Annotated in this window: 4 protein-coding genes; 2 read left to right on the forward strand and 2 right to left on the reverse strand. The window is 71.2% G+C overall.

Going from position 1 to position 3,737, the window contains the following annotated elements:
• Positions 1 to 20: 20 nt before the first annotated feature.
• A complete protein-coding gene (locus GT042_RS10340) occupies positions 21 to 1,064 on the reverse strand; it encodes a MoxR family ATPase (RefSeq protein WP_161308421.1) in 1,044 nt (347 codons plus the stop codon).
• Positions 1,065 to 1,294: 230 nt separating this feature from the next.
• On the reverse strand, positions 1,295 to 1,858 hold the full coding sequence (locus GT042_RS10345; RefSeq protein WP_161308422.1) for a carbonic anhydrase: 564 nt from the start codon (positions 1,856 to 1,858) through the stop codon (positions 1,295 to 1,297).
• 396 nt (positions 1,859 to 2,254) lie between these two features.
• On the opposite strand from GT042_RS10345, the gene rsmH reads away from it, so the two are divergent.
• Both rsmH and GT042_RS10355 read left to right on the forward strand, forming a co-directional pair.
• Positions 2,255 to 3,211, forward strand: coding sequence for a 16S rRNA (cytosine(1402)-N(4))-methyltransferase RsmH (gene rsmH / locus GT042_RS10350; protein WP_161308423.1), 957 nt, complete (start codon positions 2,255 to 2,257; stop codon positions 3,209 to 3,211).
• 47 nt (positions 3,212 to 3,258) lie between these two features.
• Positions 3,259 to 3,737, forward strand: a 479-nt coding sequence (locus GT042_RS10355) for a hypothetical protein (RefSeq protein WP_237530662.1), incomplete at its 3' end; no start/stop codon positions are given.

Consider the following 3,737-nt stretch of genomic DNA (forward strand, 5'->3'; position numbering starts at 1 on the left):
GTCGGTCCCCCCGGGTCCCATCACAGCCGCCGTACGCCGGGCTGCTGGCCGTAGAGCGGGCCGCCCGGCACCGGACGCGCTCCCGCGGCCAGGCCGCCGTCCGCCGTGGGCACGGGCGTGCGCTGGAGGATCTCCAGCACGACCTGCTCGGCGGTACGGCGGTTCAACTGCGCCTGGGCCGTGGGCAGCAGACGGTGCGCCAGCACCGCCACCGCCAGGGCCTGCACGTCGTCCGGCAGCGCGTAGTCCCGGCCGCTCAGGGCGGCCGAGGCCTTCGCCGCCCGCAGCAGGTGGAGCGTGGCGCGCGGCGAGGCGCCGAGTCTGAGGTCCGGGTGGTTACGGGTCGCGCCGACCAGCTCCACCGCGTACCGCCGCACGGACTCGGCGACATGCACGCCGCGCACCGCGTCGATCAGCTTCACGATGTCGTGCGCGTGCGCCACCGGCTGGAGGTCGTCCAGCGGCGAGACCCCGCCGTGCACGTCCAGCATCTGCAACTCGGCCTCCGCGCTGGGGTAGCCGATCGACACCCGGGCCATGAAGCGGTCGCGCTGCGCCTCGGGGAGCGGATACGTGCCCTCCATCTCCACCGGGTTCTGGGTGGCCACCACCATGAACGGGCTGGGCAGTTCGTAGGAATGCCCGTCGATGGTGACCTGGCGCTCCTCCATCGACTCCAGCAGCGCCGACTGGGTCTTGGGGGAGGCGCGGTTGATCTCGTCGCCGATCACGATCTGCGCGAAGATCGCCCCCGGCTTGAACTCGAATTCCCGCCGCTGCTGGTCGTAGATGGACACCCCGGTGATGTCCGACGGCAGCAGGTCGGGAGTGAACTGGATACGCCGCACCGAACAGTCGATGGAGCGCGCCAGTGCCTTCGCGAGCATCGTCTTGCCCACGCCGGGGACATCTTCGATCAGAAGATGCCCCTCGGCGAGGAGCACGGTCAGCGAAAGCCGTACGACCTCAGGCTTGCCCTCGATCACACCTTCCACCGATGCGCGCACACGCTCCGCTGTGGTGGTCAGATCAGTGAGGCTCGCTCGATCGTCATAGGTCGTCACCCGGCCCTCCTCGGCCCGTTCATACGGGCCGGCGCTCATCAGACGGCCCGGCCCACCTCGAAATACGGACGCCGCCCCCGGAAGGTTCCGGTGCGCCGTCACACACGCATTCTTGTTGCCGTTACCGCTTCGTGTCACTCGCCTGTGGATAAGTGGGTGGGATACGTCGGCTTTGCCGTGATTGAGGGCCGGGTGACGACAGTTGGAGGATCGGCCGGTGTCGGCCAGTGCTAGTCGGAGGTCTCGATCTCCCGCAGGAGACCCGTCTTCACGTCGAAGACAAAGCCGCGGATGTCGTCCGTGTGCACCAGGAACGGTGAGGTACGGACCCGCCGCATCGACTGCCGTACATCCTGGTCGACATCGCGGAACGACTCGACCGCCCAGGACGGCCGCTGGCCGACCTCGATCTCCAGGTCGTGCCGGAACTCCTCGGTGAGGCTCTCCAGACCGCAGCCGGTGTGATGGATGAGGACGACGCTACGCGTACCGAGCGCCCGCTGGCTGATGGTCAGGGAACGGATGACGTCGTCGGTGACCACGCCTCCCGCGTTGCGGATGGTATGGCAGTCGCCGAGCGCGAGGCCCAGCGCGCCGTGCAGGTCGAGCCGGGCGTCCATGCAGGCGACCACGGCGACGCGCAGCACGGGGCGGGCGTCCATGCCGGGGTCGGTGAACGCGTCGGCGTAGCGGTGGTTGGCGTCGATGAGCCGGTCGGTGACCGTCCCGCCGGTGCGGGCCGCGCCGGTGGGAGCCACGGAGGGCTCTGCGGGGAGGTGTGCGGAAGTCGACATACGTAAGACGGTAATGGTCACAGCCCGTCGAAGCTCGCCCCAAGACAGAACAAAGAGCGTCAACGTGGCTGGATGTGAGCTACCCCACATGGGTCAGACGCGGTCGTCCGAAGGGGTGATCCGCGGTGTTTGTGGTGCTGTGGTGACCGGCCCGCGCGACGCGCCAGCCGGTTGATTGACCGCGAGGGCGCGTGGACTAAAGTGACGCGAAGTCCACGGACACACCTTCCGAAGACATCCCGATTTCCCCCGCGTGTGCGGCGTACGTGCGGCTCGGCCTCCTCCCGCCGGTTCGGCCGGGGCCGCCGACGCCCTTCCGGCGCCGGCGGACCTCCCCCTCCCGGGCGGGCGGGACCCGGCCGTACGTACCGGCCGCGCCGGATCTGAGAGGGGCGCATGAACCAGGCCCGACACGTACCGGTGATGCTCCAGCGGTGCCTGGACCTGCTGGCCCCCGCCCTCGGCCGCCCCGGCGCCGTCGTCGTCGACGGCACCCTGGGCCTCGGCGGCCACAGCGAGGCACTGCTCACGGCGTTCCCGGAGGTCCGGCTGGTCGCGCTCGACCGCGACAAGGAAGCCCTCCGGCTCTCCGGCGAGCGGCTCGCCCCGTACGGCGACCGCGCCACGCTCGTCCACGCCGTCTCCCACGAACTCCCCGAGGTCCTCGACCGGCTGGGCATCCCCAAGGTCCAGGGCGTCCTCTTCGACCTCGGCGTCTCCTCCATGCAACTGGACGAGGCCGAACGCGGCTTCGCGTACGCCCACGACGCCCCGCTCGACATGCGGATGGACCAGTCCAGCGGCATCAGCGCCGCCGAGGTCCTCAACACCTATCCGCCCGGTGAGCTGGTACGGATCCTGCGCGCGTACGGCGAGGAGAAGCAGGCCAGGCGCATCGTCTCCGCCGTCGTCAAGGAACGCGAGAAGGAACCCTTCACCAAGAGCGCCCGGCTCGTCGCCCTGATCCGCGACGCACTGCCCCAGGCGGCCATGCGTACCGGAGGCAATCCGGCCAAGCGCACCTTCCAGGCCCTGCGCATCGAGGTCAACGGCGAGCTCTCCGCACTGGAGTCCTCACTGCCCGCCGCCGTCAAGGCCCTCGACGTCGGCGGCCGTATCGCCGTCCTCTCCTACCAGTCGCTGGAGGACCGGGTCGTCAAACAGGTCTTCGCGGCGGGCGCCGCCACCACCGCGCCCCCGGGACTGCCCGTCGTCCCCGAGCGCTACCAGCCCCGCCTCAAGCTCCTCACCCGCGGCGCCGAACTTCCCACGGAGGAAGAGATCGCCGACAACCGGCGCTCCGCCTCCGCCCGGCTGCGGGGGGCGGAGAGGATCCGGGAGGACGTGTCGTGAGCGGACCGACCAAGCAGTTGAAGGGGCGCGCCGCACGGCTCGCCCGGATGATGCCCGCCGGGGCCACCTCGGCGGCCCGTACCCCCTTCGTCCTGCTGGTCGTCCTGCTCCTCGGCGGCGGCCTGATCGCCCTGCTGCTCCTCAACTCCTCCCTCAACGAGGGCTCGTTCCGGCTCAGCGAGCTGAAGAAACAGACCACCGACCTCACCGACGAGCAGCAGGCGCTGCAACGGGACGTCGACGACCACTCCGCGCCCGACGCCCTCGGCCGCCGGGCCCGCGAGCTGGGCATGGTCCCCGGCGGCAGCCCCGCCTTCCTCGACCCGGACGGGACCGTCCGCGGCGTCCCCGAGCGGGCCGAGGCGCTGCCTCCCGTACCGCCCCCCGTGCTGGAACAGCCCGCGCCCGCGACCCCGCCCCCCGGCTCCACCGTGCCCGTACCGGCGCCGAACGCCGCCGCCCCGGACCCGTCCGCCACGGCCACGCCCACCCCCACGGCCTCCGCGCCCGTGCCCACCCCCGGCGC

Origin of the sequence: Streptomyces sp. SID3212, assembly GCF_009865405.1 — a bacterium.
GTDB lineage: Bacteria > Actinomycetota > Actinomycetes > Streptomycetales > Streptomycetaceae > Streptomyces.

Excerpts from the sequence above, each read along its gene's own strand:
- GT042_RS10345 (WP_161308422.1), bottom strand. The coding sequence starts at position 1,858 with ATGTCGACTTCCGCACACCTCCCCGCAGAGCCCTCCGTGGCTCCCACC.
- rsmH (WP_161308423.1), top strand. The coding sequence starts at position 2,255 with ATGAACCAGGCCCGACACGTACCGGTGATGCTCCAGCGGTGCCTGGAC.